Source organism: Actinomycetota bacterium (assembly GCA_040755895.1).
GTDB lineage: Bacteria > Actinomycetota > Aquicultoria > Subteraquimicrobiales > Subteraquimicrobiaceae > Subteraquimicrobium.
The window spans coordinates 1-5,344 of record JBFMAG010000102.1; the positions used below are offsets into that span (position 1 = coordinate 1).

The following is a 5,344-nucleotide window of genomic DNA, read 5'->3' on the forward strand; positions in this document are numbered from 1 at the left end:
GCCTTTTTCTTTCTTTAAAAGCGAAGCTCATTACCATACCAACAACAAAGGCCATAAGTAGAGCAGAAATTATCCTTGAAATGACCATCTTGCTTCCTACGATACTCCCCGAGAAAATAAGAGCGAGGATCTTTGACGCAGGCGCAACCCAGAGGATAATAAAAGCCACCCCTATTCCGCACCGGTTTTCGGTGCCTATTCTTTAAACCCTTAAGGATTTCATCTTTGATCCGGATTACGTCCAAATAAAGTTAGGTATTTGGCATTTAGCTCCTCCAGAGTCTTGGTGTTAATTGAATAATGAATCCATCTTCCCTTCCTCCGGCTGTTCACCAATCCAATATCCCTGAGTATCGCCAAGTGATGGGAGATCAATGATTGAGGCAAATCGAGTTCATCAATAATCTTACAGACACAAAGCTCACCTCGATTAAGGAGGAGGGAAAGAATTTTTAAGCGGTTCTCATCCGCTATGATCTTAACACTCGCGCTAACTCTTTTATCAACCCAAGCTTGTTTTCCTTCAAGATACGTTTACGTTCCCCGGCATTTATCATCTGAAATCACCTTGTTAAATTATAAGTGAAATGATAACCTCAAGAATTAAGTAACACTCATGCAAAAATAGGAAAGGTACAGGAAAATGAGTGACAATTTTGCGGTGCAGACCTTCGAACTAACCAAGGAATTTAACGGACTTCGGGCAGTGGATGGAATCGATCTTACGATAAGAGAAGGGGAGCTTTTCTCGATTGGGTCCCAATGGTGCGGGAAAGACCACAACGATAAATATGCTCTGCTGCCTTCTCAAGCCAACAAAGGGAACAGCGAGAGTCGCAGGGTATGATGTCCTTAAGGAGCCAGAAAAGGTAAAAAGTCATATCGGCGTCTCTCCACAGGAAACGGTGCTCTCGGAAAGACTTAACTCCTGGGAGAACTTGAGCCTTTTTGGAAATATCTACGGGATAGGCTCAAAGGAAATAAGGAGGCGCTCCGAGGAGCTTTTGGAAAGAGTTGGTCTTTTGGACAGAGCTAAGGATCAAGTGAGGAAATTCTCTGGAGGAATGAAAAGGAGACTCAACTCGTCCTCGCTCTCATCCACGATCCACAGATTCTCTTCCTGGACGAGCCCACCCTGGGACTTGACCCTCAATCTCGAAGAGCGATATGGGAATACATCGAAAGTCTCAAAGGCAAAAAGACCATCCTTCTCACCACCCACTATATGGAAGAGGCAGACTTCCTCTCCGACAGAGTAGCCATCATCGACAGCGGCAAGATCGTAGCACTAGGGACTCCCAATGAACTTAAGAAAAAATTTGCAGACACGGGGGTATTGACGGTTTCAACTAAGGGTTTGAGCAAAGATATCTTGGAAGAACTCAAAGCGGAGTATGGGACCGTGGATGAGATAGCAGGTGAACTGAAGATAGTTCGGGACGATCTTGATCTCAAGGAGGTTGTGGATTTCCTTTATTCTCGAAATGTCTCCGTTTCCTCAGCAGCTCGAGAGGAACCCACTCTTGAGGACGTATTCTTGCGCATCACCGGAAAGAGACTGAGAGATTAGGTGATAAGATGAGATTCTGGGAATTCGCTAAGAGAAATTTCAAGGAATTGTGGAGGGATCCCGTAGCTTTGGGTTTCCTCCTGGGAATGCCTCTTGTGTTCATGCTCATCTTTGGTTTCGCCTTTAGCGAGGAGCATATGAGCAAGTCCCACATCGGAGTGGTGGATAAAGAGAAAACTTCCACCTCCCGTGCCTTTGTAAAGGTTTTAAATGAGATTGAAGACCTCGAAGTTTCCTCTCATCGCGATACTTCCAAAGCTTTAAAGGAATTAAAAGATGGCGAATTGCTCTGTTTCTTCCTCATCCCAAAGGGATTTGGCTCGGCAGTGGAGACAAACCGCCGCGGTGGAAAAGTAAAAATTTCCCTCGAGGTAACCTACGATGAGACTAAGCAATGGTTGCCAGAGCGGGCAATTGCCATTGTGGAAGGGATAGCTCTCAAATTCATGGGCACTGAAACCCCTTTGGATATGAAACGCCAGGGAACAAAGCCTGAGGTGAAGCCGGAGTACCTTCATTTTCTGGTTCCGGGTATCGTGATCTTTGGGCTCATGATTCTTATTCCCACCCTAGCTCGAACCATAGTTGCCGATAAAGAAAAGGGATTTCTTCCCCGCCTGTTCACCACTCCCACAAGGTCTGTAGACTTTCTCCTCGGTTATTCTTTGCCCATGATTCTGGTAACCGTAATTCTGGTGATAATTTATCTAGTCGTGGCCTTCCTCATGGGATTAAGGATCTACGGAAATCTTGCTCTGGCCTTCATTTTCTTTTTCCTCATCGGAGTCTGTTGCATCGGATTCGCCATGACAATTGGAGCTTTTGCCAAGAGCGAAGCCCAGGCTGAACCCGTCTGCTGGATATTTCTGGTCCCCATGGCCATGCTCTCAGGTGCCTGGTTTCCCATAGAGAACCTTCACCCCATTATGATGAACTTCGCTAAAGCATTTCCCTTCTACTACGCTCTTGAAGCCTCAAGACGCATCATCACCACTGGCGCTGAATTTAACATGGTTTCCACAGAATTTCTCATCGTCTCAGGCTGGGCGGTTCTCTCATTCCTCATGGGAACCATAGCCTTTAGAAGAGGCCTTGGATTTGATTAATCCGTTGGCAAATGAATCAAGCCATCCTAAGTTCTAGATTTTTTTTCATGGCTAGGTCTTTCTCTGATGCTTCGATTTGGGGAATGTTTCGCTTAAACCAAAATATCCAATAGGCTATAACCTTACCTTCTCTAAGGATAGCCACTCTATCACAAATTTGCTCAACTTCGTAGAGTAGATGACTGGATAAAAAAACTGTCTTTCCTCCATCCCCAAGAGCTCTGATGAACTCACGCATTTCCCTCATGCCCTGTGGATCGAGTCCAATGGTTGGCTCACCTGCATCTATCATATGCTCAAGGAAAAACAAGCCTTTAAGGATATTAAGAGAAGATCAGGGAGGATGAGACGGATCGGGGCTGGCAAACTTGCTGGGTCAAAGCCTGAAAGAAAAAGGCTCAAGGTCTGAAAGGATCCAGCTCCTTTCCAAATAAATCATGTGCCATAAGAACACGGATAGATGACTGAAAAACTGGTCCAGAAGAGGCCGCGGGACAGGAAGGGCTATCTGGCAAAAATTTACTTGACATGATCGGCTTTTTCATAGATGACCCCCTACAGGGTGATTTTTTGAATGATGGCGTCTGCCATCTCAGAGGTGGAAGCGGTACCCCCCAGGTCGTAGGTAACCGTCTTGCCTTCCTTGATTACTCCAGCGGTTGCGTTGAAGATTTTATCGGCTGCTTCTTTCTCCCCCATGTGCTTGAGCATCAAGACGCTGGAGAGAATGATCGCCGTGGGATTGACCTTGTTCTGTCCCGCATATTTGGGAGCACTTCCATGGACAGGTTCAAAGACCGCGCACCTCTCTCCAATGTTCGCTCCGGGCACTATGCCCAAACCTCCAACGAGACCAGCACATAAGTCGGAGAGTATATCCCCGTATAGATTTGGACAGAGCAGAATGTCATATACTTCGGGTTTTTGAACTAGCTGCATGCACATGTTATCGACTATTCTGTCCTCGAATTCGATTTGAGGATAATCCTGGGCAACCTTTCTGGCACATTCTAAAAATAGACCATCACTGAACTTCATTATGTTTGCTTTATGGACCGCGGTGACCTTGCGGCGGTGCTCTCTTAGGGCGTACTCAAAGGCAAATCGGGCAATGCGCTCAGAGGCCCTACGGGTGATCCTTTTAATGCTCTCAGCCGTATCCTCATCCGCCATCCGTTCGATCCCTGCATAGAGATCCTCCGTATTTTCCCGAACCACCACGAGATCGATATCGCTGTATCTGGATGGCACTCCCTCCAGAGAAAAAGCGGGTCTCAGGCAAGCGTACAAATCGAGTTCCTTCCTCAATGCCACATTGACGCTGCGAAAACCGGTCCCCACGGGTGTGGTAATCGGTCCTTTGATGGCAACCTTATTTCGACGGATCGACTCCAGGACATGTTCAGGTAAAGGTGTCCCACATTTATCCACCACATTCGCACCGGCTTGGACAACCTCCCATTCGATGGAAACCCCAGTGGCTTCCACCACTCGTCTCATCGCCTCAGTTATTTCCGGACCAATCCCGTCACCGGGAATCAGAATTACTGTACGCATATGACCCACCTCAAGTCGGGAGTCTCTGGTCGGGAGTGGTAGTGAATTAATTAAATCAAACTTTTCCATAAAACTCCCGACTACCCACTCCCCACTACCGACTACAGTTTGAACTTACCGTGCTTTTTGAAGTGTTCAATGAGCCCTCCGTCTTCAAGTATATTCAACATCACCTTGGGCAATGGTTTTGTCTCGATCATGATTCCTTTGGTTAGATTCCTTATCTTTCCCTCCTCTATATCCACTTCAAGCTCGTCTCCCTGATCAATCCGTGACGTATCACAGATAAGCGCCGGGAGTCCAACATTTATGGCATTGCGGTAAAAAATTCGGGCAAAGGACTTTGCCAGTACACCACCAACGCCAGCTAGCTTGATTATGGCCGCCGCATGTTCTCTGCTCGAGCCAAGCCCAAAATTTTTTCCCGCCACAATGAGGTCACCGGGCTTCACCTTCTTGGCAAAATTGGGATCGGCATCTTCCAAAACGTGTTTGGCCAGTTCAGGTAGGTTAGTTCGCAGGTGAAAGTATCGCCCTGGCGCAATTAGATCAGTGCTTATATCATCTCCAAATTTCCAGACTCTTCCCCTAAGCTTCATAACCCACCAGTTGGAAGTTTGTTAGTTGGAGTTGGTAGTGAATTAATTAAGCCACTTATCATCTTAGCAAGCTCAATGCACGCTCGGTAGCAAATTTGATACTCGTCGTGTGATAAATAATTCTGATTAAAAGATATGCAAATTAAAGGGACACATGCACCGATGAGCGTGACATACGGTAAAATTGTCTTTTCTCATTGTTATGGTATCTTCCTGCTCCTTCAGCGATATTCGATGCTATGGATAGGCTGCTCTTCGCAGCTGATTCACTAACCCAAACTGCTCAGTCTTTGGAAACTTATTCGTTAATTTATAAATTAAATCTACAAACTTAATTGATCTCTGATATACTTCCAATTTTTCGAACTCAAACTGCATTCTTTCCCCTCCCAGCTACTAACTCCTAACTCCCAACTAGAGGTATTCTCGAGGGTCAGTGATCTTTCCCTCGATAGCTGAAGCGGCTGCGGTAGCTGGTGAACATAGGTAGATGAAGCTCTCTGGGTTTCCCA

Annotated in this window: 6 protein-coding genes and 3 pseudogenes; 3 read left to right on the forward strand and 6 right to left on the reverse strand. The window is 46.2% G+C overall.

The genetic code is table 11. The annotated features are described in order from the left end of the window. The coding region (locus AB1466_04745) for a permease (protein MEW6189405.1) at positions 1 to 169 on the reverse strand (169 nt) is incomplete at its 3' end. A 50-nt stretch (positions 170 to 219) separates the two neighbouring features. Next, a complete protein-coding gene (locus AB1466_04750) occupies positions 220 to 477 on the reverse strand; it encodes a metalloregulator ArsR/SmtB family transcription factor (GenBank protein ID MEW6189406.1) in 258 nt (85 codons plus the stop codon). A 314-nt stretch (positions 478 to 791) separates the two neighbouring features. Here AB1466_04750 and AB1466_04755 point away from each other — a divergent pair. The 3 genes and pseudogenes from AB1466_04755 (at position 792) to AB1466_04765 (ending at position 2,676) form a co-directional block, all read left to right on the forward strand. Then, positions 792 to 1,022: pseudogene (locus AB1466_04755) on the forward strand (ABC transporter ATP-binding protein). A 314-nt stretch (positions 1,023 to 1,336) separates the two neighbouring features. Continuing rightward, positions 1,337 to 1,570: a hypothetical protein gene (locus AB1466_04760; protein ID MEW6189407.1), complete on the forward strand. Its 234-nt coding sequence runs from the start codon at positions 1,337 to 1,339 to the stop codon at positions 1,568 to 1,570. A gap of 8 nt (positions 1,571 to 1,578) precedes the next feature. After that, on the forward strand, positions 1,579 to 2,676 hold the full coding sequence (locus AB1466_04765; protein MEW6189408.1) for an ABC transporter permease: 1,098 nt from the start codon (positions 1,579 to 1,581) through the stop codon (positions 2,674 to 2,676). Positions 2,677 to 2,788: 112 nt separating this feature from the next. Here AB1466_04765 and AB1466_04770 read toward each other — a convergent pair. The 4 genes and pseudogenes from AB1466_04770 to AB1466_04785 form a co-directional block, all read right to left on the reverse strand. After that, a pseudogene (locus tag AB1466_04770) lies at positions 2,789 to 2,953 on the reverse strand (ABC transporter ATP-binding protein). 278 nt (positions 2,954 to 3,231) lie between these two features. Then, on the reverse strand, positions 3,232 to 4,233 hold the full coding sequence (locus tag AB1466_04775; GenBank protein ID MEW6189409.1) for an isocitrate/isopropylmalate dehydrogenase family protein: 1,002 nt from the start codon (positions 4,231 to 4,233) through the stop codon (positions 3,232 to 3,234). A 101-nt stretch (positions 4,234 to 4,334) separates the two neighbouring features. Further along, positions 4,335 to 4,832 carry a 3-isopropylmalate dehydratase small subunit gene (locus tag AB1466_04780; protein MEW6189410.1) on the reverse strand — a complete coding sequence of 166 codons (498 nt, stop codon included), beginning with the start codon at positions 4,830 to 4,832 and terminating at the stop codon, positions 4,335 to 4,337. A gap of 142 nt (positions 4,833 to 4,974) precedes the next feature. Beyond that, a pseudogene (locus AB1466_04785) lies at positions 4,975 to 5,210 on the reverse strand (four helix bundle protein). Positions 5,211 to 5,344 lie beyond the last annotated feature (134 nt).

Bases quoted from the DNA above. Each gene is read 5' to 3' on its own strand.
- AB1466_04765 (MEW6189408.1), top strand. From the start codon at position 1,579: ATGAGATTCTGGGAATTCGCTAAGAGAAATTTCAAGGAATTGTGGAGG.
- AB1466_04780 (MEW6189410.1), bottom strand. From the start codon at position 4,832: ATGAAGCTTAGGGGAAGAGTCTGGAAATTTGGAGATGATATAAGCACT.
- AB1466_04775 (MEW6189409.1), bottom strand. From the start codon at position 4,233: ATGCGTACAGTAATTCTGATTCCCGGTGACGGGATTGGTCCGGAAATA.